22 protein-coding genes are annotated in these 23,889 nt (G+C 54.8%); 8 read left to right on the top strand and 14 right to left on the bottom strand.

Translation table 11 applies throughout. From position 1 onward, the window contains the following. Positions 1-33: 33 nt before the first annotated feature. The 3 genes from CMO10_RS12795 to CMO10_RS12805 form a co-directional block, all read right to left on the bottom strand. Positions 34-1,875 carry an autotransporter outer membrane beta-barrel domain-containing protein gene (locus CMO10_RS12795; protein WP_297022758.1) on the bottom strand — a complete coding sequence of 614 codons (1,842 nt, stop codon included), beginning with the start codon at positions 1,873-1,875 and terminating at the stop codon, positions 34-36. Between the two features lie 690 nt (positions 1,876-2,565). After that, positions 2,566-3,030 carry a nuclear transport factor 2 family protein gene (locus tag CMO10_RS12800; protein ID WP_044828487.1) on the bottom strand — a complete coding sequence of 155 codons (465 nt, stop codon included), beginning with the start codon at positions 3,028-3,030 and terminating at the stop codon, positions 2,566-2,568. 96 nt (positions 3,031-3,126) lie between these two features. Next, entirely contained in the window at positions 3,127-3,675 is a 549-nt protein-coding gene (locus tag CMO10_RS12805) for a carboxymuconolactone decarboxylase family protein (protein ID WP_297022762.1), read from the bottom strand. A 176-nt stretch (positions 3,676-3,851) separates the two neighbouring features. Here CMO10_RS12805 and CMO10_RS12810 point away from each other — a divergent pair, with 176 nt between their 5' ends. Continuing rightward, positions 3,852-4,430, top strand: coding sequence for a TetR/AcrR family transcriptional regulator (locus CMO10_RS12810; RefSeq protein ID WP_297022765.1), 579 nt, complete (start codon positions 3,852-3,854; stop codon positions 4,428-4,430). A gap of 76 nt (positions 4,431-4,506) precedes the next feature. On the opposite strand, the gene rnd is transcribed toward CMO10_RS12810, so the two are convergent. The 7 genes from rnd to CMO10_RS12845 all read right to left on the bottom strand — a co-directional run bounded on the left by rnd (position 4,507) and on the right by CMO10_RS12845 (position 11,811). Then, positions 4,507-5,670 (bottom strand): ribonuclease D, encoded by a 1,164-nt coding sequence (rnd, locus tag CMO10_RS12815; protein WP_297022767.1) that lies wholly within the window; start codon positions 5,668-5,670, stop codon positions 4,507-4,509. Between the two features lie 102 nt (positions 5,671-5,772). Then, positions 5,773-6,861, bottom strand: coding sequence for a succinylglutamate desuccinylase/aspartoacylase family protein (locus CMO10_RS12820; RefSeq protein ID WP_297022771.1), 1,089 nt, complete (start codon positions 6,859-6,861; stop codon positions 5,773-5,775). A 17-nt stretch (positions 6,862-6,878) separates the two neighbouring features. Further along, the gene (rimK, locus tag CMO10_RS12825) at positions 6,879-7,784 is read right to left on the bottom strand and encodes a 30S ribosomal protein S6--L-glutamate ligase (protein WP_297022773.1); all 906 of its coding nucleotides are present in this window, start codon (positions 7,782-7,784) and stop codon (positions 6,879-6,881) included. Between the two features lie 401 nt (positions 7,785-8,185). Further along, positions 8,186-8,686 (bottom strand): ATP-dependent zinc protease family protein, encoded by a 501-nt coding sequence (locus CMO10_RS12830; protein WP_052657563.1) that lies wholly within the window; start codon positions 8,684-8,686, stop codon positions 8,186-8,188. 101 nt (positions 8,687-8,787) lie between these two features. After that, positions 8,788-9,492, bottom strand: coding sequence for an HdaA/DnaA family protein (locus CMO10_RS12835; RefSeq protein ID WP_297022780.1), 705 nt, complete (start codon positions 9,490-9,492; stop codon positions 8,788-8,790). Between the two features lie 58 nt (positions 9,493-9,550). Continuing rightward, positions 9,551-10,645 carry an AI-2E family transporter gene (locus CMO10_RS12840; RefSeq protein ID WP_044828482.1) on the bottom strand — a complete coding sequence of 365 codons (1,095 nt, stop codon included), beginning with the start codon at positions 10,643-10,645 and terminating at the stop codon, positions 9,551-9,553. A gap of 41 nt (positions 10,646-10,686) precedes the next feature. Further along, positions 10,687-11,811, bottom strand: coding sequence for a DUF2066 domain-containing protein (locus CMO10_RS12845; protein WP_297022784.1), 1,125 nt, complete (start codon positions 11,809-11,811; stop codon positions 10,687-10,689). A gap of 362 nt (positions 11,812-12,173) precedes the next feature. On the opposite strand from CMO10_RS12845, the gene purM reads away from it, so the two are divergent. From purM to CMO10_RS12865, 4 genes are all read left to right on the top strand, one after another. Further along, complete coding sequence (gene purM / locus CMO10_RS12850) at positions 12,174-13,247, top strand: phosphoribosylformylglycinamidine cyclo-ligase (RefSeq protein WP_297022787.1); 1,074 nt, start codon at positions 12,174-12,176, stop codon at positions 13,245-13,247. Beyond that, positions 13,235-13,909 carry a phosphoribosylglycinamide formyltransferase gene (gene purN, locus CMO10_RS12855; protein ID WP_297022789.1) on the top strand — a complete coding sequence of 225 codons (675 nt, stop codon included), beginning with the start codon at positions 13,235-13,237 and terminating at the stop codon, positions 13,907-13,909. Before purM ends, purN begins: the two co-directional genes overlap by 13 nt. A 178-nt stretch (positions 13,910-14,087) precedes the next feature. Then, entirely contained in the window at positions 14,088-14,465 is a 378-nt protein-coding gene (locus CMO10_RS12860) for a hypothetical protein (RefSeq protein ID WP_297022791.1), read from the top strand. A gap of 143 nt (positions 14,466-14,608) precedes the next feature. Then, positions 14,609-14,737 (top strand): aa3-type cytochrome c oxidase subunit IV, encoded by a 129-nt coding sequence (locus tag CMO10_RS12865; protein WP_198157185.1) that lies wholly within the window; start codon positions 14,609-14,611, stop codon positions 14,735-14,737. A 69-nt stretch (positions 14,738-14,806) separates the two neighbouring features. Here CMO10_RS12865 and CMO10_RS12870 read toward each other — a convergent pair whose 3' ends face one another. After that, complete coding sequence (locus CMO10_RS12870; protein WP_297022793.1) at positions 14,807-15,361, bottom strand: P-loop nucleotide/nucleoside kinase family protein; 555 nt, start codon at positions 15,359-15,361, stop codon at positions 14,807-14,809. 347 nt (positions 15,362-15,708) lie between these two features. Between CMO10_RS12870 and CMO10_RS12875 the strand changes: the two genes are divergently transcribed. Together CMO10_RS12875 and CMO10_RS12880 are read left to right on the top strand one after the other, a co-directional pair. Beyond that, positions 15,709-15,846, top strand: coding sequence for a hypothetical protein (locus CMO10_RS12875; protein WP_297022795.1), 138 nt, complete (start codon positions 15,709-15,711; stop codon positions 15,844-15,846). Between the two features lie 199 nt (positions 15,847-16,045). Continuing rightward, complete coding sequence (locus tag CMO10_RS12880) at positions 16,046-18,097, top strand: methyl-accepting chemotaxis protein (RefSeq protein ID WP_297022797.1); 2,052 nt, start codon at positions 16,046-16,048, stop codon at positions 18,095-18,097. Between the two features lie 97 nt (positions 18,098-18,194). On the opposite strand, the gene ndk is transcribed toward CMO10_RS12880, so the two are convergent. Then, positions 18,195-18,617, bottom strand: coding sequence for a nucleoside-diphosphate kinase (gene ndk, locus CMO10_RS12885; protein WP_008891250.1), 423 nt, complete (start codon positions 18,615-18,617; stop codon positions 18,195-18,197). Positions 18,618-19,035: 418 nt separating this feature from the next. On the opposite strand from ndk, the gene CMO10_RS12890 reads away from it, so the two are divergent. After that, a complete protein-coding gene (locus tag CMO10_RS12890; RefSeq protein ID WP_297022800.1) occupies positions 19,036-20,928 on the top strand; it encodes an ABC-F family ATP-binding cassette domain-containing protein in 1,893 nt (630 codons plus the stop codon). A gap of 80 nt (positions 20,929-21,008) precedes the next feature. Here CMO10_RS12890 and CMO10_RS12895 read toward each other — a convergent pair whose 3' ends face one another. Beyond that, the gene (locus tag CMO10_RS12895) at positions 21,009-22,466 is read right to left on the bottom strand and encodes an argonaute/piwi family protein (RefSeq protein WP_297022803.1); all 1,458 of its coding nucleotides are present in this window, start codon (positions 22,464-22,466) and stop codon (positions 21,009-21,011) included. Beyond that, on the bottom strand, positions 22,466-23,788 hold the full coding sequence (locus CMO10_RS12900) for a DUF4365 domain-containing protein (protein WP_297022806.1): 1,323 nt from the start codon (positions 23,786-23,788) through the stop codon (positions 22,466-22,468). The genes CMO10_RS12895 and CMO10_RS12900 overlap by 1 nt, the downstream gene beginning before the upstream one ends. Positions 23,789-23,889 lie beyond the last annotated feature (101 nt).

The following is a 23,889-nucleotide window of genomic DNA, read 5'->3' on the forward strand; positions in this document are numbered from 1 at the left end:
CGCTCCAGGTCTTGGCCTGCATGCTCGGTCTCATCAGAAATCGAGTGTCATGCTGATCCTCGCCAGACTTTCGGCATTGCCGGTCTGACTGATGTCATGCGCCAGCGCGAGGCGACTGGTCATTGGCCCGGCGTTAAAGCCAAACCCGCAATTCATCGACTGATTGCCATATTCATCGACATCGCTGCCAAAGAACGGCGTCATCAAACCAACCGGCTGACCGTCAAGATCACGAAGCTCAAAGCCGTAGCTCACCGTTCCGGCAATGGTGTATTCCGTGTAGTCGGCACGACCGGCCAAATAGCTGCCTTCAAGGGCTGCGTTAAAGCCGGTTCCAGTATCCGACAGGCGTACACCACCGCCGACATTGAACGCGGTCTTGTCGTTATTCAGTTCATCGGTGAAATCGTGGATCATGCCGGTTTCAACAAACGGCGTGATGATCAGGCTGTTAAAGCCAAAATCATAGGCCGCCTCGATGGCCGGCTTGATCTGGCGCGTGTTTGAGCGCGAGCTATCAACAAACGTGCCATCACTTTCGGCATAGCTATCAATCGTTTTGCGTGCGGCGAGAAGCGACACCGACGGACTGAGCGTCAGCGGAGTGTCTTCAAGGGGTCGATAGGCATAAACACCTTTGACCGATGCATACCACATCGCTGAATCTGTCGATCCGGTCACGCTGCCATTGTTCCGTGTGACGTCAATATCACCCTGCGAATAGCCCGCTTCACCAACGATATTAAGGTTCGCAATCGGGCTGAAAATCACATAGGGCGATGCCACCCAGGCGGCTTCCTTATAGGTCCCGTTATTGAAGGTCGTGGTAAGGTCGGTATCGTTATAACCAAGTGAAAGACCGGCAATCACATTGTTGGCAAACCGGTAATCGGCACCAAGGTTATAGCCCCAGACATCTCCGTCATACCGGTTGTCAGACGTGCCATCGTTATAGTCGTTATCGACCGCGGTATAGGATCCATGCCCCCAAACCGTGATCGGCGATGCACCGGCAAGGGCCGTGCGGCCATCAACACCCGAAGCCCCACCTACTGAACCCTGATCCGTCGGACCAAGCGCAAGTGATCGCTCATGCGCCATATCGGCAGCAATTTCAGAGCTATCGAAACTTGCCCGCATGGCAAGACTACGCATCATATCTTCACTATCTTGGGTGTGATCATCATCAACCACCTCAAAGATACTGACTTCGCCGGGAAGCTGGAGCTGCGTAAAGGAACTGCTATCGTCAGCCGACGGTGCCCCGATACGTCCGTTATTTGCCGCATTGCCACCCGCGTTCTCAGGATTGACCGTCCCACCATTCGAATTGCCGATTACGGTGGCAACGCGCGCGCCGATATTCTGCTGGATGACAGTGGTTTGCGAACGAGACACCGCACTTGTCACAGACTTTGAGGTTGTCTCCGATCCTGTTTCCGAAGTTTCCTCCGCAGGCGCGGTACAGCTTGGCGTGATCAAATAGTCAGATCCCGCATTGCCGCTAAGAGTTGGCTCGCGCGTCTCAACATTTACGTTGGTAAGTTGGCTCGTCACCGTAAATTCCAGCGTAAGAGTTCCGCCGTTTGCCAGAACTTGACCGGAACCGGCATTATTCGAGCCAACGAGCAACTCGGCATACGCAAAAGTAGTACTGTTATTTGTCCATCGAACCCGGACCACTTCTCCTGCATCAAAACTAAGCGACGAGAAGATCTTGGTCGGGCGGCCACCGGGCGAGTCAGCAGTGACCGACCCCACACCATTCAGGTAGGTGCACCCGCTTGAAATCGCATAAGCCGGGCTGGTCAAGGCAACCGTCCCCAGAAGGGCAGTCACGAGCCCTGCACCTGTACCGTATTTCAATACGTTCATGATCTTTCCCCAAAGCATCCCGGTCTGCGCCTGCTTGGCTATTGCCGGGTATTGACCTACCTGGTTTGCGCGTTTGGTGTTCAGGGATGCGAACCCAACGCAGCAATCTCGATGTCTGCATGCGACCACTCGATCGATGCAATCGAATTAGCTCGCACTAAAGTGACTGATGGTCAATTGAATCCAATCAATTGTCAGAACTTGCCAGATTCCGTCAGAATTCAGACAGGGAAATCGGAGTTTTTATCCAATTAAGTTAATTACTTAACCAGACATACACCCAGAAGATTCATCGAAAAATCACACCACCAGAAACCATCACCTGTGACTACCATCAGTCATTTACTTGGCAATCACCCATCATCGGGCGACAAAAAAAGGGCCCCTAAAAGGGGCCCGGCAAGTTTTCAGGGAGGCATCTTGGAACTGACGTTACGGAGCAAACGTCAGCAGGGAGGAGACAAAAAGCACGGCGGTCGATGTGATCGAAAAGGCGATATATTTAACAATCATGTTCAGGGTCCTTTGCGGGGTAGCAGGCAAGGCAGCACCGGGGACGCACCGCCTTGCCTGTCTAGGGTCAGAACCTTCCATTCAAATTAGCAGGCCCTGACCTAGTAGAACTTGTTTCCGCCGAACTTTCCTCTCCCCTCAGGGAACCGGAACATGGCGGGGTAATCTAAATCGGGATTACAATCCCAAGTCTGACAGCCCCGGATGATCATCCGGACGGCGGCCAAGCGGCCAACGGAAGAGACGCTCTTCCTCGGTAATCGGCTTGTCATTGATTTGCGCGAAGCGATGGCGCATCAGGCCTTCTTCATCAAATTCCCAATTCTCGTTGCCATAGGCCCGGAACCAGTTGCCGCTGTCATCGCGATATTCATAGGCAAAGCGCACACCGATGCGGTTCTCATGGAACGCCCAAAGTTCCTTGATCAGGCGATACTCGATTTCCTTCGCCCATTTGCGGCTCAGGAACGCAACGATGTTTTCGCGGCCTTCAAACATTTCGGTCCGGTTGCGCCAACGGCTGTCGGGCGTGTAGGCAAGCGACACCTTTTCTGGATCGCGGCTGTTCCAGCCATCCTCGGCCATTCGGACCTTCTGTTTGGCGGTTTCGACGTTAAACGGTGGAAGCGGTGGCCGTGACATCAATCTTGTCCTTTGGTCTGTGGTCAATAAAGGGACCCCGGTCGGCTCGGAGCAACATGCGGAGGGGGGACAGCCGACCGGGGGAAGTGCCGGAAGTTACGCTGCGGAGGCGTTAACCACCGGGAAATCAATCGGGGTATCAAAGGCTTCGTTGAGGTAATTGGTCAGGGTATTGAGCGCGACGTGTGCCACGATCTCGACCAGTTCGGCCTCGCTGTAACCGGCAAGCTTGGCGGCACTGACATCAGCCTCTGACACCTGGCCACGGTTTTTCACCAACGCGACGGCAAAGCGGACAGCCGCATCGGCCTTCTGATCGGTCGACGCACCATTGCGGTTTGCCGCGATCTCGGCGTCATCAAGCTTGGCAAGGTTCTTACCCAGATAGCTGTGGGCCGAAAGGCAATAGTCACAGCCATTGATCTGTGCGACCGCAAGGGCAATGCGTTCACGGGTTTGCGGGTCCAACGCGCCTTTGGAAAGGGCACCATTAAGGCCAAGATAGCCTTCAAGGGCGGCCGGGCTGTTTGCCGTCAGACGAAACAGGTTCGGAACCGAACCAAGCATCTTGTTCACGCCTTCAAGAAGCGGCTGGGAAGCCTCCGGGGCGGCATCGATCGAAGCAGGCAGAGAAATACGGGTCATTGAAACTCTCCTTAACAAGTTCGGGTTGATTAGCGTTGAAAACATATATACAGACAGGTCTGTCTACTTGTCAAACATATTTTTAAAACGACCGTTCTGTTATCCGAAACGCTTGCTATTCTGCGGCTTTCCCGCCAAAAGAATACAGACCGGTCTGACTATTGGAGTGAAGAAAGTTGAAATCCAAACGCGACGTACTTGTCGAAACTGCCCTCAGGCTTTTCTATACACAGGGCTTTAATGCCACCGGAATCGACAAGATCCTGGCCGAGTCCGGCGTCGCCAAAATGACGATGTACAAGCACTTCAAATCCAAGGATGAGCTGATCCTGGCGGCCCTCACCCGTCGTGATGAAACGTTCCGCGACTGGCTGACCACGGAAATGCAAAAGGCTTCCACCAACCCGCGCGATCAGTTACTCGCAATGTTTGATGCGCTCGAAGAATGGTTCCACGGCCGTGCGTTCAAGGGCATGGGCTTTTCCGGCTGTGCGTTTATCAACGCATCAAGCGAGTTCGCCAAGCTTGACCACCCCGCCCACAAGATCGCCGCCGAACACAAACTTTGTGTTCTTCAACATATCGAAGGTCTTTGTGAAAAGGCCGGTGCTGCCAACCCGAAACAGCTCGCCGAGGAACTGGCCCTGCTGAAAGAAGGCGCAATTGTCACCGCCCAAGTGCGCGGCATGCCCGAATCGGCCCGGATCGCCAAGACCATGGCGACCGCACTTTTGGATACCGCCCTGCCCGCGTAAAACCGGCCCTTAACCGGTGCAAAAACAAAAACGGGGCCACCCGGCCCCGTTTTTTGTTCGTCACAGCAAATGCTTATCAGCCATCAAGTTCGACAAAGACCACTTCGCCGTCTTTCAGCTTAAGCCCAAGCTGCCCGTGTTTGAGACGCAGGGCATATTGCCCGAAAAGATCACGTCGCCAGCCACGCATGGCCGGAACATCGGCATTGTCATCAGCCGCGATATTCTGAAGATCATCGCTTGATGCCACCAGACGCTGGGCAACGCCCTTTTCCTCGGCACAGAGTTTGAGCAGGACTTTCAACAACTCGACCGTCGGGCCGATCCCGGCCGGCAGTTCGATGCGCTGTTTTGGCGTCGGCCACTGATCCTGCGGCGTATCAAGGGCGGCCTTGATCGCTTCGATAATTGCCTGCCCCGGTTTGGACGTCCCGAAGTTCCGACCAACACCGCGCGTTTTATCCAAGTCCTTGTCCGTCATCGGCTGACGGGCGGCGATATCAAGCAAGGTATCATCACGCAAAATCCGGTTACGCGGCAGGTTCTTGCGCTGCGCTTCGGTTTCGCGCCACTCGCCAAGCGCACGGGCGACCGCCAAGAATTTCGGGCTGTTGGACCGGGTTTTAAGCCGCTTCCACGCATCTACCGGATCAATCGAATAGATCGACGGATCGGTCAGGCGTTCCATTTCCTCAAACAGCCAGACAGCACGACCATTGGCCTCAAGGCGTTCGTGGAATGCCTCATAGATCACGCGCAGATGGGTCACATCGGAAAGCGCGTAGCTGATCTGCTTGGTCGAAAGTGGCCGGCGCGACCAATCGGTAAAGCGCATCGACTTATCAATGCTTTTGCGCGCCACCTTGTTGACCAGCGTCTCATAGCCAACCTGATCGCCATAGCCCAGCACCATCGCCGCCACCTGGGTATCAAACACCGGATGGGGGACCTTGCCCGACAGATGGACGAAAATCTCGATATCCTGACGGGCGGCGTGGAAGACCTTGACCACGGCCTCGTCCTGCATCAGCTCGAACAACGGCGCAAGGTCAATGCCCTCGGCCAGCGGATCGACCGCAGCGCCGTTATCGGACGGCTCCGGGCTTGCCAGCTGCACCAGACACAATTGCGGCCAATAGGTCGAGTCCCGCATGAATTCGGTATCGACAGTGACATATTCGAACTTGCGCAATCTTTCACAGAGATCGCGAAGTTCTTCTGTAGTTGTAATTGGTTCCATGTCGATTGCTATAGCATTGCGCAGCACAATCCGCCAGTGGCTTCGATGCAGAGCTGATCTTCACCGCGTTCAGGCGAAAATGGCCACAACATCCAGGCCTGACTAGATGATCTCATCCTCATCGAGAAGCGGATCGGATTGCAGGTGGGTTTCGATGGCGTCCATGCGTTCCTGAACTTCGGACGGACGTTTGATCGACGCGATATGAAACAGTGCATCGCCCTGGTTGACGATCGGGTGGTTGGTCCGCCCAATGATCAGGCCTTCCTCACGCACCACAACCTCCTCGTCACGCTGCCCGAACGGGTCGGAAACGGCGGCCACCACATCACCGGTATGGACAAACTCGCCTGCCAGTTTGAAGGTCCGCAAAATGCCGCCCGCCGGTGCACGCAGCCAATGGCTGTTTGATGACTTGAACGATGCCACACGCGGTTCGCGTACAGTGCGTTGCGACAACATGCCCAGTTTGCGCATCACGCGCAAAACACCCGATACCCCGGCGCGGATCGACATTTCGTCAAAACGAAGCCCCTCGCCCGCTTCATAAAGCAGGATCGGCACACCAAGCTCGCGCGCGGCTTCACGAAGCGACCCGTCGCGCAGCGGACTGGTCAGAATGATCGGCGCACCAAAGGCCTCGGCATATTCCATGATTTTGGGATCGTCTTCATTGACCCGGATTTGCGGCAAGTTAACCCGGTGAATGGCGGCTGAATGCAGGTCGATGCCAAAGTCCGATCGCTCGACAATTTCGTGCAGGAACAGATGGGCAAGCTGTGCGGCAAGCGACCCGCGCGAATGCCCCGGGAAGCACCGGTTCAAATCACGGCGGTCGGGCAAATAACGCGTGTTGTTCAAGAAGCCAAACGCGTTAACCACCGGCACCGCCAGCAAAGTACCGCGCATGCCGCGAAGGGCTGGCGACTTCAACACACGGCGGATGACCTCCACCCCGACAATCTCGTCGCCATGGACAGCACCGCTGACGAAAATCACCGGACCGGGCCGTTTGCCATGCACGACATTGACCGTCAGATTGACTGGCGTGTGGTTGGACAGAAGCGAGATCGGGATATCGACAATCTGGCGCGTGCCCGGAGCAACCTTTTTCCCAGCGATTTCAAAATCAGGGGTCTTGGGGGTTTTTGGCGCTTTGCTTTTCCCCTTCGGTGATCCGGTCTCGCTCATTGTCGTGTCCCTTGCCCTTAACCCTTGCCTTTGGTCCGAACCTTACCGGGTTTGAAATCTTTTTCCATGAATTCAATGATCATGCCGGCAATGTCCTTGCCCGTTGCATTTTCAATGCCTTCCAGTCCCGGCGACGAGTTCACTTCCATCACCACCGGCCCGTGGTTGGAGCGCAGGATATCAACACCACACACATTCAGCCCCATCGCCTTTGCCGCTTCAACCGCGGTTGAGCGTTCCTGTGGCGTGATGCGGATGGATCGTGACGACCCACCGCGATGAATGTTGGAGCGGAAATCACCCTCTGCCCCTTTGCGTTCCATGCTGGCAACCACCTTGCCACCAATCACAAAGCAGCGAATATCGCTGTTACCGGCTTCCTTGATGAATTCCTGCACCATGATCGCAACATTGGCCCCACGGAACGCCTCGATCACGGATTTGGCGGATTTCTCGGTCTCACCCAGAACCACACCAATGCCCTGGGTGCCTTCCAGAAGCTTGATCACCACCGGCGCACCACCGACGATGGAAAGGACCTCGTCGGTCTTTTTCGGGTCGTGGGCAAAGGCCGTTACCGGCAGGCCAATACCCCGGCGCGCCAGGATCTGCAGCGAGCGCAGCTTGTCGCGCGACCGGCCAATGGCAACAGATTCATTAAGCGGATAAACACCCATCATTTCAAACTGGCGCAGTACTGCCAGACCGAACTGGGTCACCGATACACCAATACGCGGGATCACCGCGTCATAGCCGGTCAGTTTCGATCCGCCATAATAGATTTCCGGTTTGAGCGACGTGATATTCATCGAAACCCGCAGGGTATTGATGATGTCAAGCTCATGCCCGCGTTCTTCGGCCGCCTCGACCAACCGTTTGTGGGAGTAAAGGTTTGGATTGCGTGCAAGCATCGCGATTTTCATAAGATGTCCCCCTTGGTCGGCAAATAAATGGCGCGCGTCCGGTATGATACCGGCTGCGGGCGAATGCGAAATTGTCAGAAAGCAGGAGTATGTTACATCAAATCTGCTTCACTTTGCCGAGGACATCTTTCTGCCCTGCGAGAAAAGGTCTGATGGACGTAGCGGCGCTACGTTCGAGGACCTTGACGCTGCGGGGTGGGAAGATGTCCCGGCCCACAGGGTTTGGTTTTGGCGGTCTTTCGCGGCGTTACACCGCTTGACCGATGCGCCGCATCGCTCTGCACGCTGTGCCTTGCCAAACAGCACGCCAAAACCAAACAAAGCGAAGCAGATTTGATGCAACATACTCTCGACGCCCCAGTCAATCGGTGGTTCCGGACGTGGCGCGTTCTTCTGCGCGTCTATCGCTGTTCAGGCTTCCCTGCAAGATAAGATTTCGATGGCAGCACCAAAAATCTTCCTGCCTTCATCGCCGTTCGGCCCAAAAGCATGGGAAAGCCCATGATTGACCGGTTTGCCAGCGACACTTCCACTTTCAATTTGTGATGCCCAACCACGATATGGGTCGAAATCACGAACCGTTCTTCGGCATTTCCGTTCGAAGAACGAATCTCGCGCATCTCAACAAGCGGTGCCAGACATTCAATCCGCCCATGCCCGTCGCCGCGATAATGCGGCAGGGTAAAGGAAACGAAATCTTCGCCGTCACGCGTCACACGTTTCGGGTTAATCGCATGCAGGGATGATGTTCTGGCCCCGGTATCAACCTTGGCCTTGATCACCGGCACACCAAGATCGGGAAGCCCGATCCATTCCCGCCATCCCAGAACATGCCCATCGGCAATCAACGATGCGGTCTGGGTCTTAAGCGACGGTTTGGCTTTTACGCGTTGCGGGCTCACATGCAGCTTCCGGTTATTGAATGCAATTTGTCAGGTGGGACTGATCATAGCCGGTAACAACCTGATTGGCTTACAAAATTTGCAAGCCATCCTTGCCAGGCTCACGCCGACAGTTCTTCCATCACGCTGCGCACCAATGGCAATGTCACCGCACGCTTTTCGGCCAGCGCCCGACGATCAATCGCCGTGACCAGTTCGGAAAGGGCGGCAAAGGATCGCTCGATCCGCGGCAGGACATAACTGATGATCTGCGGGCTGGCCGGGATTTGCCGATCGGCAAACAGCTTGATCAAAAGCCCGACAATCAAATCATCATCGGGTGGGGAAATCTCGCACACAAGGGCCGCACCCAACCGGGACTTCAGATCCGGCAAATCAATCTGCCAGCGTGATGGCGGCTGGCTTGCGGTCAAAAGCAAATGCCCGCCACGTTCTTTGAGCATATTGTAAATGTGGAAACAGACAGTCTCATCAAGCCCGCCATCCGCATCCTCGATCACAAGACCGCTCGCATCACCAAGGATCGCATCCGCATCTTGCCCGGCAAGGTCCCCAGCGGCGATTTGCAAGGCACCGGACCTCGCGCGCCAGACCTCCGCCAGATGACTTTTCCCGCAGCCCTTCGGCCCATACAGGCACAGCGCAGGTGCTGGCCATTTCGGCCATTGGTCAATCCACGCCACCGCCTCGCTATTGCAATCAGCCACCATGAAATCATCGCGGCCAAGGGCCGGACGCATTTCAAGGGCCAATGGCAATTGCTGCGGATCGTTGTCTTTGTCCGGCTTGGATGTCACCCGGGTCACGGTAAACTCAACTTGAAACTCAATATGCGGGTCTCGGTCTATGGCCCCAGTTCAGGACCTAGCTTTCGGCCTCGGATCCGGGAACGCTGCGATCTTCGGGTCCGTGGTCATAAAGCCGACTACTGAGATACTGCCTTAAGCCATATCGTACAAGTACGCCAATGACGGCGGCCACCGGCACGGCCAGCATCACCCCCAAAAGGCCAAACACCGCACCCCCGGCCAGCAAGGCAAACATCACCCAGACCGCGTGCAACCCGACCTTGTCGCCAACCAGTTTCGGGGTCAGGAAATTGCCCTCAAGCACCTGACCGATCAAAAACACAATCGCCACAAGGCCAAGATCAAGACCAAAGCCAAACTGGGCCAGCGCAACCCCCATGCCGACCGCAAAGCCGGCAATCATCCCGAAATAGGGCACAAAGGACACAAGCCCGGTCATAAGCCCGATAACAAACCCGAACTCAAGCCCCACCAGCGTCAGGCCAAGCCCGTAAAACAGGCCAAGCAACAGACAAACCGTCGCCTGCCCGCGCACGAAGCCTGCCAGGGTTTCATCAATTTCGCTGACACATTGGCGGATATCCGTGGCCGAACGCCGCGGCAGGTAACTGTCTACCTTGGCGACGATCTTGTCCCAATCGCGCAGCAGGTAAAACGACACCACCGGCGTAATGAACAGCAAACTCAGGAAGTTCAAAAGCGCCAAGCCACCGGACAAAACATTGCTCAGCAGATTACCCACCCATTTAAGCGCATTGGCACTCTGCCCCTTGATCGCGTCCGATACACTTTGCAGCGTTTCGGGTGCCACCCGGTCCAGAATGTTTTGCAGATACGGCGCGACATTGGTGCGCAGCGCATCGACATAGCCCGGGAACCGCTCAAGGAAGCCCGCAAGCTGGCTTCCGATCATCGGCACCACCAGCAGCATCACAAGGATAAATACAAGGAAGAACAGCACCGTGATGATGCTGGTCGCAACCACCCGGCTTGCCCCGCGCGCCTCAAGCTTGTCGGCCAGCGGATCAAGGAAATAGGCAATCGCCATCCCGGCAACAAACGGCAAAAGGATGCTCGAAAACAGCCAGATCAGGAAAAAGAATCCGACGACAAAGATCAGCCAGAAACGTGCTTGCTGTCGCAAAGTCATCCTCGGGTCCCCCTGTTACCCTTCCCCGTAGTCAAACGGGCTTACCCGCCGAACGATAATCCCTGCAGGCGGTCTGATCCGCTCGGCTGGATGAACCAAAGCTCGCCCATCCGGCTCAGATTAAGGTTCTGCTGATTAAGTGCCGTCTGCAGCTGATTGGTCGACCCGACATAATCAAGCGACAGCTGCACTTCACGTTTGGACATCGCGATCACGCGTGAATTGCGCACCACCGGCAGCCCGATCAGCTTCTTCTCGATCCCGGCCCAGTCGCCAAGACCGGTAATCGGGATAAACACCATCAGGTTGCCACCCGCACTGTAATTGATCAGGTTGGCGCGCTTCCAACCGTCGGCGAGCTGGTCCTGTACCGATTTGGCGGCACGTACCAGTGTCTCGTTCAATGTCTCCCCGGCCTGGGTCTTTTCCTGCACGCCAAATATCTGCGGCCCGCTATTCGGGTCATAACGGGTGATGGAAACATCAACACTTTCCCCACCCTGCGGCCCGGTGACATCGGCACTGGCCACAACAGCCACATCCGCGCCATAACGCTTGGCAAGCTGTGCTAGGCGTTCCATCGAACCACCTTCGGCCTGCTCGGCCGTGATGGTGCTGATATCGGTCAGATCACCAATCGGTGCCTTGATCGGCACAAGGCCCGAGGTCGCGACATTGCGCGACCAGACTTCACGCCACGGGTTGGGATCATCCCACAGGCTGACATAATTATTGCTGCGATAGACCGGAACAATCATCACCGGTTTGGATTGCAGCTCGGCAAAGGAAATATCGCGGAACCGCAGGAAACGACGCAGTTCGTCATCCTTGAACCGCACCGTCATGTCCGCGATGTAACGCACCGAGGATGTCTTTTCGTTCGACACGCCAAAGTCACGCACCATATTGGTGATGACAGCGGTCTCGGGCATTTCAAGCCCGGTGCGATCTTCGGGCAGGGTCAAACGGGCAATCACTTCTTCAAAGGCCTGACGCTGACCGATCTCAAGTGCCTGTTCACGTGCGGCAGCAGCCGTTTCGGCGCGCTCGTCAACATGAACACCGGTGACGGTGAAAATGTCCTGTGCCGCTGCCGGAAAGGCCATGATCGTCGCAGCCATCGCCGCGCCAGCTAACATCTTGATGTTTTTCAATGAAGTAAGCACGTATGCCTCTTTGCCCTAATCGTGTCTTGTTGGATTCTTCTATAACGCTCTTTGTGGCATGCTAAGCGCATTCTGCAAAGAAAACTCTGTCATGCGCAGGTGATCATTGCATATTGCCCGCGTTTGAGTATTTTCGGCCCAGCGGAAATTATCAAGCCCGCGTTTTTTATCAGCAGGATCATGCTTGTCCTCTATATCTGATTAAAGGCGTCAGTAAGGCGGATTGGTCAAACAGCAGGTTATTCCTGCGACCCGGACCGCAAAAAGCCCGGAAAACGGCGCCTTGAACCGGACACCTGTTGATGAAAAACGCGGGCACACCCGCTTTTATTCATGCATGCGCGAAGCCAGGGATCACCAACATGACCGCCTCTAACGGCCTTACCTATAAGGACTCCGGTGTCGATATCGATGCCGGGAACGACCTTGTCGAACGAATCAAACCGCTTGCAAAAGCAACCACGCGTTCCGGTGTTGCCGGCGGTCTTGGCGGTTTCGGTGCCCTTTTTGACCTGAAGGCCGCCGGATATAACGATCCGGTTCTGGTATCCTGCACCGATGGTGTCGGCACCAAGCTGAAAGTCGCCTTCCTGGCCGACAAGCACGACACGGTCGGCATCGACCTTGTCGCCATGAGCGTCAATGACCTCGTCGTTCAGGGCGCAGAACCGCTTCTGTTCCTCGATTACTTCGCAACCGGCAAGCTGTCGGTTGATAACGCCGCAAGCGTTGTCGCCGGCATTGCCGAGGGCTGCAAACAGGCTGGCTGTGCACTGATCGGTGGCGAAACCGCCGAAATGCCGGGCATGTATGCCGATGGCGAATACGACCTTGCCGGTTTTGCAGTTGGTGCTGCCGAACGCGGTGAACTGCTTGATGGCGCCAACCTTGAAGAAGGCGACGTCATTCTGGGTCTTGCCTCCAGCGGTGTGCATTCCAACGGCTATTCGCTGGTCCGCAAGGTTGTCGAGACCGCCGGTCTTGAATATTCCGACGAAGCCCCCTTCGCACCGGGCAAAACCGTTGGCGAAGCGCTGCTTGAGCCGACCAAGGTTTATGTCAAAAGCTGCCTCGCTGCCCACAAGGCCGGTCTGGTCAAGGCGCTTGCCCACATCACCGGTGGCGGCCTGACGGAAAACGTTCCGCGCGTTCTGCCGGAAAACCTGACCGCTGTCTTTGATGCCAGCTGCTGGGAATACCTGCCGGTCTTTAAATGGCTGTCGAAACAGGGCGGCATTCCGGCGATGGAAATGGCCCGCACCTTTAACTGCGGCATTGGCATGTGCGTCGTTGTTCCGGCCGACAAGGCGGACGCGGCCGAAGCCATCCTGCGTGAAAACGGCGAAACCGTTAGCCAAATCGGCGTGATCGGCCCGCGTGCTGGTGACGGCCCGCAGGTCGTGATCAAAAACATGGCCCGTACATGGGACAAGTAAAGAAGCTGAAGCTCGCCGTTCTGATTTCAGGCGGCGGGTCCAACCTGCAAGCCATCATTGATGCCTGCAACACCCCCGGCTACCCGGCAGAAATCGTGCTGGTCTTCTCCAACCAGCTTGACGCCGGCGGACTTGAACGCGGCCGTAAGGCCGGCATCCGGGCTGAAGCCATCTCGCACAAGGGCTATCCCGGCGGCCGCGAAGCCTATGATGATGCCGTAAGTGCGCTCATCGAGGAAAGCGGAGCCGATCTTGTCGTACTGGCAGGTTATCTGCGCCTGGTCAGTGAAAGCTTCGTCACCCGCTGGAAAGACAAGCTGATCAACATCCACCCGTCGCTTCTGCCAAGCTTCAAGGGCTTGGGTGTGCATCAGGCGGCCCTTGATGCCGGTGTGAAGTTCGCCGGCTGCACCGTGCATTACGTCGTGCCCGAAGTCGATAGCGGCCCGATCATTGCCCAGGCCGTCGTTCCGGTCCAGCCCGGTGATGATGCCGGCAAACTGGCCCAGCGTATCCTCAAACAGGAACACCGCGTCTACCCACAGGTCATCCGCTGGATCGCCGAAGGCCGCGTTTCGGTTGATGACAAGGGTATCGTCCCCGTGGCCGATGCGCCGCAAGCCGATTTCACCGAAATCAACCCGGCGCTTGAGCCCGGATGAAAGAACCTTTGGCGCTGGCTGCGCAAGTTGCTTAACGCATGAAACGGCGGGTCATCACACATGGCCCGCCTTTTTTGTGCTGTGCTGCCAGTTCGACAAAGCACGACCATATTCTCTGCGCATTCTGATGCTGTGATGTGCTGCGTAAAAACGACCATCGCCAAAGAAAGCCGACATCATGATGCGCAAATCCCCCGGCCTCATCACCGCCCTCGCCCTTTTGGTCTTTCTGCCGACCCACGCCATGGCCCAGGCCAACACCGAGGCCGATGGTGCGGACATGCAAACCGGTGACAAACACTGGCGGGCGCAAAAATGCGCGGTCTATCAGGAAGTCCGCAGCGAAATGCTCGAAGAAATTCCGCGCGGCACACTCAGCCCGGAATTCGCCAAGGCCGAAGAAGACTATATCGACAATGGCTGCGCCGGGCGTGCCTATGCCTGCCCGAAATCCAAGACAGAGCTCGACTATGCCAACAAGATGTCGTTTGCGATGATGAGCCACGGGCTATCGGGCACCTTCCTGCCCTATGGCTGCAAATCAGGCATCCAGTAAGTCCCTGACCTCAAAGGCGAACCACCACAGATGTGAAGTCGGTCAAACGTCTAACATCTATGGTTAATCTGCTTCTTGCACTGCATCAACTTCGTGGATATACATTTGAACAATCCCAAAACAACCAATCCAAGGAGGCAAGTTTGCAGGGTAACGATTACGAACTCACCGAAACCCATGTCAGCATCTATCACGGCTACACGAACTTCGTGAAATGGGGCACCATCTCCATCATTGCCCTGCTGATCCTGATGGCGATCTTCCTTCTGTGATCTGCCAATTGGCATTGATCCGAAAAGCTAAAAGCTAAAAGCTGCCGTTTATCGGCAGCTTTTTTATGCTCAAAGCGTATCTGTCTGATGGGTAACAACGTTAAACCCCTCCTCCACGCCCGGCGGAACAAAGGCCGCATTGATCTGATGAAACTGCGCGTCGCTGGCGGCGAACTGATGGCTTCCCGCCCGGTTGCGCACCCGAAGCCGGTTGATGCAAACATCATCTTCCAGATCGAGATAATGCAAAACATGATCGGCCCCGGCATCCTCAAACACACCGCGCATCCAGCGGCGCAGACCAACCGTATTGGCCGGAAAATCGAGCACCACCGAGAGGCCTGCCCGCAGCAACATCGCCACATGCGGTCCCATCACAGAACGCAGCTTTTCTGAAAACCGAACATAATCGGCAACCGAGCACATCTGATCGCCAAAAAGCGTTGATAACCACTCATCTTCCGCGATCAGAACCGTTCCGGGCTTGCGCGCCAGTTCGGCGGCAAGGGTTGATTTGCCCGCAGCAATCTTGCCACACAGCATATGCAGCGTGCCGGGCTTTGCACCGCCTGAAAGGACCGGCGGGCTTTGCGTCTGGTGTAATTGTGATAGGGGCTTGGTCATCTCTGTCTCCCGTTCTGCTTTGGTCTGGCCGGGAGACAGCCACAAAAAACCCGCCTCGCCGGCGGGTGGGTCAATTGGTCAAAACGTCGCTACCCCGCCACTCTATGAGAGGCGGTAAAAATGCGTACCAGTTGCTGGGTCAAAACGTTTTCCATGCCCCAAGAATGGCAGGCAGAGCCGCACTTGTCCAGCATGACGCGGCGCACAATCGGTTAAATAGATAAATATTATTCACCCTTGGGTTATTTACAGGTAATATTTTGCCATCGCCTTGAGCGACACCGGGCAACAAAACCAATCAGATAACCGGCCCGGTCAATCATGATCCGCAATCAGGGAGGAAACCCATGCAAGGAAGTGATTATGACGAAGGCCTGGTGCACCACCACGAGGAAGGCTGGCACCACTGGACGAAATTCATGCTCTGGAGTGTGGTCTCCATCGGCGTTCTTCTGCTGCTGATGGCCGCATTCCTGATCGACTAACACCCCAAACGCCCCATTCAACCTCATCCCGGACTGCCCGTTTTGCATGCCGCAACCGGGCAGTCTTTCTGTTTGGCAGCCTTTGCCGTGCACGCCAGAACATGAACGAGAACATTGAAAAGCACGCCCCCCGCCCCAACCTGATTGCTTAACGAGCCACCTGTTTTAGAACCGCTCGAAACTTTGTGGGGTGGAAAGCATGCTAGACCGTCTTCGTATCAGCACCCGCCTGATGATGGCCTTTCTGGCCATGGCACTTGTCACAACGCTTACCGGGATATCCGGCATCGTTTTCACTTCAATGCTTGCCGATGAAAGTGAAACTGTTGCTGTCGACCTTGCCCCGCTTGGCGATGCCGCAATGGAAATCAAACTGACCGCGACCAACGCCCACCTCCTGCTTGAAGAAATCATGGGCGGTGATGGTGCCGAAGACATTGGCGAAGTCTGGGCGCTGCTCGATGAATCCCGCTGGTATGCGAACGCAATCCTCAATGGCGGCTCCAATGACGAGGGAACCTTCGTCGCCTCCCAAAGCCCGGCTGTGCGTGCCCAGATCGAAGAGGTGCTGGTTGCCCTTGATACCCTGATCGCGGTTAGCGAACGCCGCTATTCCCGCATTGCCTCGAAAGAAGGCGTTGGCACCGGTGCTGATCAGGAATTCGACAGCCTCTATGAAAACCTTCAGGAAGGTCTGGCAAAGCTGCTGCCCCCGCTCCGTCAAAGTTACGATCCTGGCGCTCTTGCTGCGGTCGAGAATATCGGCGAAGCCCGTTATCGTCTCGCCAACGGCCATCTGTTCCTCGAAGAACTTCTCAGCGGTGACGAAGAGCTGACCTACGAAGGTGTCGCGCAAAACTTCACCGAAGCCCGCGACAGGATATCAGCGATCAAAATTCCTGCCCTGTCTTCCCAGATCACCACATTGGCCAATGACATCAACACCCTGGCCAGCACGGCAAAAACCCGTGCTGACAACACCCTTGCCAATCTGAGCGCCGATGAAAATGCCGATATCGAATTTGACGCAAGCTTTGAACGCTTTATCAGCCTCGCCGATGCCGCCGAAGAAATCGTCCATGATGATATGGATGCCGGACTGGTCCTGATGGATGAACGGATCACCCTTTCAGAAGTCACCATGGTTGTGATCACCGTGGCCGGTTTTGCGCTGGCAATCATGTTCACAATCGGTGCGCGGCGCGGCATCGTCCATCCGATCACCCGTCTTGCCGGTGATATGGACAAACTCGCCGGACGCGACATCAACGTCGATATTCCCTTTGTCGGCGCGCAAACAGAAATCGGCGACATGGCCCGATCGGTTCAGGTGTTCAAGGACAACATGATCGCATCCGATAAGATGACGGCGGAAAAGGAACAGGAACAAAAGGCCCGCGATGCTGCCAATGCCGCCCGGCTTGCATCCATCAAGCAGTTTGACGGGGAAATCAGCCGAATTCTTGGCACCGTCACAGGCTCCGTTGGCACCGTCAACGATACGTCTGATACGCTTAACAAAACCGCAGATCGCAATGCCGCCATGGCAAGCGACGTTCATGACGCCTCCTCCGAAGCCAACCGCAACGTGCAAACCGTTGCCTCTGCGGCCGAAGAACTCAGCGCCTCGATCAATGAAATCAGAAGCCAGGTCGACCGGTCACTGGAAATTTCCGGCAGTGCCGTCTCACAGGCCGAACATACCAATCAGTTGGTCGAAGGCTTGGCCGTCTCAGCCGCCAAAATCGGCGAGGTGCTTGGTCTTATTTCCGATATTGCCGAACAGACCAACCTGCTGGCCCTCAATGCCACGATCGAGGCGGCGCGCGCTGGCGATGCTGGCAAGGGCTTTGCCGTGGTCGCAAGTGAGGTCAAAAACCTTGCCAATCAGACCGGCAAGGCAACCGATGAAATTGGCGCACAGATCACCGGCATTCAGGACGCCACCAAACAATCGGTCGATGCCATCAAGGGCATTACCACCGTCATCTCCGATATGAGTGAAATCGCCTCTTCGATCGCTGCGGCCATCGAAGAACAGGGTGTCGCCACCGCCGAAATTGCCGCGCGCGTTCTTGATGCATCTGACGCCACCAGCAAGGCCGCCGATCAATCCGACAGCATCCAGTCGGCAGCAGAACAAAACCGCGCGCGTGCGGTTGATCTGGCAAAGGCAGCCCAGGAACTGGCGACCGGCTCAAACGCACTGCGCAAATCGGTCGATAGCTTCCTTGAAGATGTCCGCACGTGATCAACGGACACACTGACCATCACGCAAACAAAAAACGCCCCGCAATGTGCGGGGCGTTTTTGCATCCGGAAGAACCGGAGAATTCTGTATTCTAGGCTTAGCCGACGATTTCGGTCTGAGCGAAGAAGTATGCAATTTCGATTGCAGCATTTTCGAGCGAGTCCGAACCGTGGACCGAGTTCGCTTCGATGGATTCTGCAAACTGTTTGCGGATCGTGCCTTCCTCGGCGTTCGCCGGGTTGGTTGCGCCCATTACTTCGCGGTACTTAACGACGGCATCTTCGCCTTCGAGAACCTGGACAACAACCGGGCCAGAGACCATGAAGTCTACCAGCTCGCCAAAGAACGAACGTTCTTTGTGAACTGCATAGAAACCTTCAGCCTGAGCGCGGGTCAGAGCGACGCGCTTCTGTGCGACAATGCGCAGGCCAGCTTCTTCGATGACGGCGTTGATTTTGCCAGTCAGGTTGCGGCGCGTTGCGTCCGGCTTGATGATCGAAAGAGTGCGTTCGACAGCCATTGGTTTCACCTAAGCTTTGTAAAAATTCGTTACCCCCAAAGAGGACCCCGTAAGGCCCCCCGAGCACAAAGGGCCTGCGGAAGATAAAGGCGGTACCAAAGACCGCCCTTATCATCCACAGACCCGAAGGTTGGCGCTATATAAACGGGGTTGGATCGCAACGCAACACATAGTTCTACCGCTGCAAAGCAGACCTGCAGCCGTTGCATTCACCCGTTTCGCCTGCAAAATGTCGCCAAAAGGCATGAAACTGCGGTTCCCGGCTGTTTTCGCACCGTCCTGTCATCGAAATCACAGCTGCGATGACAATTTGAAGAATCCTTGCGTCAAACACGCTCCTGCCCTATTGAAAGCACAGAAATCCTTGCGATTCCCCCGATAATGCCCCGAAAACGACCCGATACCGGCGAAAGAGAACATGCTGCAAATTACCGATCTGACCTACCGCATTGGCGGCCGTGTCATTCTTGATCAGGTCAACCTGACCATCCCGGACGGGCACAAAGTCGGCCTGATTGGCCGTAATGGCGCGGGGAAATCGACACTGCTTAAACTGATCTCGGGCGAATTGCCGGGCGATGGCGGCGATATCCGCATGTCCAAACGCGCGCGCATGGGTGTCGTCGCACAGGAAGCCCCGGCGGGTGAACGCTCGCTGATTGAAACCGTTCTCGCAGCCGATACCGAACGCGCAAGCTTGCTTGAAGAAGCCGAAACCACCACCGACCCGCACCGCATTGCCGAGGTCCACACACGTCTGGCAGATATCGACGCCCACACGGCCGAAGCCCGCGCGGCCTCGATCCTTTCGGGCCTTGGTTTTGATGCTGATGCCCAGCAACGCCCGTGCGATGATTTCTCGGGTGGCTGGCGCATGCGTGTGGCGCTTGCCGCGACGCTGTTCCTGCGCCCGGATCTGCTGCTGCTCGATGAGCCGACCAACCACCTTGATCTTGAAGCCACCATCTGGCTTGAAAACTATCTGATCAACTATCCCGGCACGATCATCCTGATCAGTCACGATCGCGATCTTCTCAACCGGGTGGTCAAATCGATTGCCCATCTGCATGACGGCACGGTCACGCTTTATGGTGGCAATTACGACAAATTCGCCAAGACACGCCGCGAACAGATGGAACTGGCCTCCAAGCATTACGAAAAGCAGATCGCCCAGCAAAAGCATCTGCAATCCTTCATCGACCGCTTCCGTGCGAAGGCCAGCAAGGCCAAGCAGGCGCAAAGTCGCGTCAAGATGCTTGAAAAAATGGGCCCGGCCATCCCGGTGGTCGAGGATCGCGGCATTACCTTTGACTTCCCAAGCCCCAAGGAACTGCCGCCACCCCTGATCAATATCCATGATGGCGACGTCGGCTACGAGGAAGGCAAACCGATCCTGCGCAATATCAGCCTGCGCATCGACATGGATGACCGCATCGCCCTTCTCGGGGCCAACGGTAACGGTAAGTCGACACTGGCAAAGCTGCTGTCGGACCGCCTGAAACTGATGTCGGGTGAAAAGGCCGCATCAAGCAAACTGCGCATCGGCTATTTTGCGCAGCACCAGACGGACGAGCTGCGCGGTGATGAAACGCCCTATCAGCATATGGCGTCCCTCATGCCCAACGTCATCGAAAGCAAGGTCCGCGCTCAACTCGGCCGCTTTGCCTTTGAAGGCCAGAAAGGCGACACCAAGGTCAAGGACCTCTCGGGTGGTGAAAAGGCGCGCCTGCTGTTTGCCCTGATGACGCTCGATGCCCCGCATATGCTCATCCTCGATGAGCCGACCAACCACCTTGATATCGACAGCCGCGATGCGCTCAACCATGCGCTCAATGCCTATGAGGGTGCGGTGATCATCATCAGCCACGATCCCTATCTGATCGAAGCCTGTGCGGATCGTCTGGTTCTGGTGGCAGATGGCACGGTCAAGGCGTTTGACGGCGACGTTGCCGAATACCGCCAGTATCTTCTCGATCGTGCACGCATGGAACGCCGCGCGAATAAGGGCGACGACGCAGGCAAACCCGCCAAACGCGACCGCAAGGCCGAACGCCAGCAGGCGGCTGAGAAACGTAAAGTCGCCGCCCCGGTCAAACGCGAAATCGAAAAGCTTGAAAAACAGATGGAAAAGCTTTCCGAACGCAAAGCCGCAATCGAAGAAAAAATGGCCGACCCGACCCTTTACGAAGACGCCAACGCCCAAAAACTCTCCGACATCCAGCTCGAACTCGGCAAACTCGAAAACGACCTTGCCATGATCGAACAGAAATGGATGGACAAGCAGGAAGAATATGACGCGATGGTGGCGTAAAAGCCTATGTCTTGTATGGTTAAGCTATGCTTTCTGTAGGTAGTAAGTTGAAAGCAAGCTCAAGCCCGAACGTTCAATACCTAGATATATTTTCGGTAGTCAGTGCTGACGCTCTGACCATCCTTGAGATACTTCAAAACCTCTCCAACCTTTCTCGAAGCTCTAATAGGAATCGGAAGTCGCTGATTCATTTGGGTGGAGTTCCAATTAATTTTTGTGAGTGCAAATATTTCCTGCGCAATCTGTGAGATTGTGCTGTCGCTTTTCTTATGAGGACAAAGTAAAAGTGGGCGCGGATCATATTGGCCCGGGTAGGTGCCGTAATAAGGAACGCTACCATTCGTATAAAGTAATCCTTTACCCCCTAAATCAACAAATGTTCCTCTCAGCACCGGGTAATTTCCATCACGCAGCACTTTGACTGAGTATGACTCCTGTACCCACACTAAATCAGTAAACTCAGCTTCTGCCTCCGCCAGCGCTTCTATAATGCCTTCAGCTTCGTCATCTCTAAAGCGCGATGTCTTTAGTACAATCACCCGTGCAGGATAATGTTTATGGTGCCGCTTGTACTCGGATAGCACATGAGCAATAAGGTCGTGGGCATCCTCTCGAGCCATGTAAGGATGTCTACCACGAGTTTCCGTATGCGCCCGATTACCTTTCAGAATAAAGCCACGACCTCGCTCGTCAAACATCTGAGCAGCACTGGTGAAAAGCTGCTGCCCCCCAACTTCCCTGTAAAAACTGACGCCGATATAACAAGCAGCAAATTCACCCTCTACTGGAGCCTTGCGCCAAGGAATGCGACCGCTGCCTTTGTAGTACAGCGTCGTCAATAAATTCCATGTTCGACCTGCTTCATCCTGAATCTTGCGATGACTACTTTCTTTCACTTTCTCAGGGATTTTAGCGTTCTTATCCAAGACGTCTTCCCAAACAATTTGAATGGGAAACTGCAGCCCCATGGCCTTTGCTTTCAGCATTCCCCGAAAATTGGGCGCATCTGAACCGCTACTATCGCCATCCTCAACTGAACTCTTAGTATCTGTTTTCGCGTTCCAAACACGTTCAATTAGCTCAACTGGAAGAGCAATAACCGCAACGTCAGGACGGTTGCTACCGTCCTCAAGGGTTTTGAGTTGCGCTACGATTTCGTCAACAGCCATCTCAACTGCAATTGCTTGATGAGGCTCCTTTCGAATTTGCTCAATCTTGATTTGTGAAATCGTAGCAGTTGCAGCTTCTTCAACTTCAAACTTGCAGCGAAACGGGTTTTGATTTCCTAGTCCGGGGAATTCAGGATGCAGGTTTGGGTGTTTTGCCGATTTACCTTCAAACCCAACTATTGCGGCGGCAAAATACTTCCTCGTATCCTCCACGGTCTTCGACGAGCCAACAACCCCTACCTTTATGGCATCTCCAGGATGTGTTTGAAGTGGACCTGCTTCAAAAAGACCCAACCGCGGATCCGGATGTTGATGCTTTTCTCCAAATTCCAGTAATGGCTCTTCGAGAATGTCGCTTTTGAAATCCATCAAACTTCCATCTCTTCTTGGTCCGTCTCGGTATATTCTTTCTGCTTCGAAGAGCCCCACACATCCTCAGGAACTCTTGTTGGAAGCGATATCTTAGGAGGTTCTCCAAAGTTTAGCGGATTTACCTCGACTTCTTTTGGAGCAAACAAGTCATTGGATTGTTTTTCGGCGCGTGTGAGAAAGCGATGCCACATGATCACTTGCCCACGCAGTGATGCACTATTATCCAGCCGTTTTTTGCCAGATAAGAGTGCCTCAGGATACGAATGCGGGATGAACCCGTTTGTTGTAAAATAGTATGTCGGACTAACTACTAAGTACCACTGATCCGCGATCAGTTCGAAACGCGGCATAAATGCGTGATGTCTTACGAAGTTAGTACGACTTTTATCTTCTTTGTTTCTGGAAACATTAACAACTTGAGCGTCAGCTTTGCGTGTTGCGGCATCATAGTAGAAGATTCGCGGAGTGTTGGCTTCTAGCGCTCTAAAATAAAAAAGGCGACGATCTTTACTCCAGCCAATATCTTGCTGAACTTGGTGCTGTAATGCTTTTCGAAGTAAGAACGCAAAGTTATTTTGCTCGTCTATATCCTCATGAAATGCCAATAATTCTGTTTCAATAGCTTCGACTTGGTCCAAATCGACGATATCGCGACAAACTGACGTTCTGGGATCGTGAAACGACCAGAAAGAGCCGCCCTTTATAACCCAATCAAAGCGAGCTGGTTGTTCATCATCTAATAGAATAGCAGCCGCCCGTTTCGCGTTATACTGAGTTGAAGCAACATAAACTTCAGGAGGTAGCTTCACGGGGAGAATATTGACGAGAGCCTCCTCGCCCTTTCCCAATGGAGGAACATAATATCCAAAACCGGCTTTTGGTACAGTCAGGGCAGCAAGCCGATCAACAGCTTCGTTGTTCAGAATATCGAGCACCTTATCAAACCGAAGTTTTCGTACCCCCACCCCCACACTGACGTCGATTTGTTTCCAGTAGTAGCTCTCGTCAGATCGTCGATACAGAACTAGGATGATTGGTAAATTTGAGCGGCGCCAATAGTCCAAGTCTTTCTCTCGAACTGTATAGCTGAAACCAGCTTCGTCCTCGGCGACGTACTTTCCGCTGTCAGTTGCTTTCACCTGAACCGCAATCATTTTGGCAAGCGGTTTGCCACGGTCCATTACCTCAGCAATACCGTCAATTCCTGCTTCCAGCCTTGAACGACCATCAAACTGAAAGCCCATGGTTAAGAAACGCTTCTTTACAGCGGTCTCGCCAAGCTCGCCTAAAATCTGGCTATTTGTAATGAGTTTTGACATTGCATCAGTGTAGAACGTTATGCGAACAAACGACAAGATTTTATTGCAACCATAGCGACTTACTGCTCAACCTTTCTAACGCCTTTTAGACTAGAAAAAAG

Origin of the sequence: Thalassospira sp., from assembly GCF_002709775.1 — a bacterium.
In the GTDB taxonomy this organism is placed as follows: Bacteria; Pseudomonadota; Alphaproteobacteria; order Rhodospirillales; family Thalassospiraceae; genus Thalassospira.

Coding starts and splice junctions, on each gene's coding strand:
- CMO10_RS12900 (WP_297022806.1), bottom strand. CDS start 23,788: ATGTCAAAACTCATTACAAATAGCCAGATTTTAGGCGAGCTTGGCGAG.
- CMO10_RS12875 (WP_297022795.1), top strand. CDS start 15,709: ATGCAAGGAAGTGATTATGACGAAGGCCTGGTGCACCACCACGAGGAA.
- ndk (WP_008891250.1), bottom strand. CDS start 18,617: ATGGCTGTCGAACGCACTCTTTCGATCATCAAGCCGGACGCAACGCGC.
- CMO10_RS12820 (WP_297022771.1), bottom strand. CDS start 6,861: ATGAGCGAGACCGGATCACCGAAGGGGAAAAGCAAAGCGCCAAAAACC.
- CMO10_RS12870 (WP_297022793.1), bottom strand. CDS start 15,361: ATGACCAAGCCCCTATCACAATTACACCAGACGCAAAGCCCGCCGGTC.
- purN (WP_297022789.1), top strand. CDS start 13,235: ATGGGACAAGTAAAGAAGCTGAAGCTCGCCGTTCTGATTTCAGGCGGC.
- rnd (WP_297022767.1), bottom strand. CDS start 5,670: ATGGAACCAATTACAACTACAGAAGAACTTCGCGATCTCTGTGAAAGA.
- CMO10_RS12890 (WP_297022800.1), top strand. CDS start 19,036: ATGCTGCAAATTACCGATCTGACCTACCGCATTGGCGGCCGTGTCATT.
- CMO10_RS12805 (WP_297022762.1), bottom strand. CDS start 3,675: ATGACCCGTATTTCTCTGCCTGCTTCGATCGATGCCGCCCCGGAGGCT.
- CMO10_RS12840 (WP_044828482.1), bottom strand. CDS start 10,645: ATGACTTTGCGACAGCAAGCACGTTTCTGGCTGATCTTTGTCGTCGGA.
- CMO10_RS12880 (WP_297022797.1), top strand. CDS start 16,046: ATGCTAGACCGTCTTCGTATCAGCACCCGCCTGATGATGGCCTTTCTG.
- rimK (WP_297022773.1), bottom strand. CDS start 7,784: ATGAAAATCGCGATGCTTGCACGCAATCCAAACCTTTACTCCCACAAA.
- CMO10_RS12860 (WP_297022791.1), top strand. CDS start 14,088: ATGATGCGCAAATCCCCCGGCCTCATCACCGCCCTCGCCCTTTTGGTC.
- CMO10_RS12795 (WP_297022758.1), bottom strand. CDS start 1,875: ATGAACGTATTGAAATACGGTACAGGTGCAGGGCTCGTGACTGCCCTT.
- purM (WP_297022787.1), top strand. CDS start 12,174: ATGACCGCCTCTAACGGCCTTACCTATAAGGACTCCGGTGTCGATATC.
- CMO10_RS12895 (WP_297022803.1), bottom strand. CDS start 22,466: ATGGATTTCAAAAGCGACATTCTCGAAGAGCCATTACTGGAATTTGGA.
- CMO10_RS12800 (WP_044828487.1), bottom strand. CDS start 3,030: ATGTCACGGCCACCGCTTCCACCGTTTAACGTCGAAACCGCCAAACAG.